The following is an 806-nucleotide window of genomic DNA, read 5'->3' as shown; positions in this document are numbered from 1 at the left end:
GCGCCACTTCCGCAGGTTCACGACATCGCCCATGCTCCCAATCAACCACCCCGGGAGGCCGAAGCCAATGGACACGATCATCACCGCCGCCGACGGGCACCGTCTCTCGACCTACATGGCGGGATCGGAAGCCGATGCGGACCGCGCCCTGGTCATCGTCCAGGAGATCTTCGGCGTGAACGACCACATGCGCTACGTCGCGGACAGCTTCGCGCGCGAGGGCTATTTCGTGGTGGTGCCCGCGCTGTTCGATCGCGCGGATCGCGACGTCGAGCTCGGCTACACGCCGGAGGACATCGAGCGAGGCCTGAAGCTGCGCGGCGAGATTCCCGAGGACAAGGTGCTGCTCGACATCCTCGCCGCTGCAGGGGCGCTGCCTTCGGGCATCCCGCGCGGCATCATCGGCTATTGCTGGGGCGGCACGGTCGCCTGGACCAGCGCGACGCGCAGCACCGCCTTCAAGGCGGCGGTCGGCTGGTACGGCGGGGGCATCGCGGCGGCCAAGGACGAGGTGCCGAACTGCCCGGTGCAGCTGCATTTCGGCGAGACGGACGGCTCCATCCCGATGGCGAATGTGGAGGCCATCAAGGCGGCGCGGCCGGAGGTCGAGGTCTTCGTCTATCCCGGCGCGGGCCACGGCTTCGGCTGCGAGGCGCGCGGCAGCTACGTGCCGAAGGATGCGGCGCTCGCGCAGAAGCGCTCGCTGGAGTTCTTCGCGAAGCACCTCTGAGGGATGCTGCGGGTCGTCCCCTGGCTGGTGCTGGCCGTCGGCGCCGTGGTGACGTTCCTCAGCTTCCCCATGGACC

The 806-nt window shown here is 69.0% G+C and carries 1 protein-coding gene; it reads left to right on the top strand.

Translation table 11 applies throughout. The annotated features are described in order from the left end of the window. The first annotated feature begins 67 nt into the window (after nt 1–67). Entirely contained in the window at nt 68–730 is a 663-nt protein-coding gene (locus AC1DWF_RS33530; RefSeq protein WP_476842813.1) for a dienelactone hydrolase family protein, read from the top strand. Nucleotides 731–806: the final 76 nt, after the last annotated feature.

The organism is Aminobacter sp. P4_D5, from assembly GCF_056401815.1.
Note: the sequence above shows the minus strand (reverse complement) of the source record. Positions and strands in the feature narration are given on the sequence as shown.